The organism is Halomonas sp. BM-2019, assembly GCF_017584085.1.
This window is the reverse complement of sequence record NZ_CP071922.1, coordinates 1,969,586-1,970,018: the sequence shown is the minus strand read 5'-3', so window position 1 is coordinate 1,970,018 and position 433 is coordinate 1,969,586. Positions and strand designations below refer to the sequence as shown.

1 pseudogene is annotated in these 433 nt (G+C 48.3%); it reads left to right on the top strand.

What is annotated here, in order from left to right:
- Positions 1–316 (top strand): annotated as a pseudogene (locus J5F18_RS09885) (tRNA (N6-threonylcarbamoyladenosine(37)-N6)-methyltransferase TrmO); the annotation flags it as partial.
- Between the last annotated feature and the right edge of the window lie 117 nt (positions 317–433).

Sequence of the window (433 nt, the reverse complement as noted above, 5' to 3'; positions counted from 1 at the left end):
CATCATTGATGTGAAGCCTTATCTACCCTATGCAGATGCTCATCCAGATGCACGCGGGGGTTATGCGGATGATCGGCCAACCACCGGATTGCGCACCGAATTTGGCGTCGAAGCGTTACAACAGATTGGGCAACAGCAGAGTCAATATCCGCATTTAAAGTCATTTATCGAAGAAGTTTTGGCCCAAGACCCTCGCCCTGCTTATCAAAAAGACACGCACCTTGCCAAAGACTATGGAATGCATTTATATCATTTCAACATAAAGTGGCGTGTCGAGAACGACATCAATTACGTGTTTTCGATCGAACCCGAATAAGCCGGCTATTTCTGCCACAAAACTATTGGTTGCCTCGTGTCTCCCCTGCTAGAATGCCTGCTTTACAACAGGACATCAGGACGAGAATCCCCGCCATGCGCACGAGTCAGTACCTAC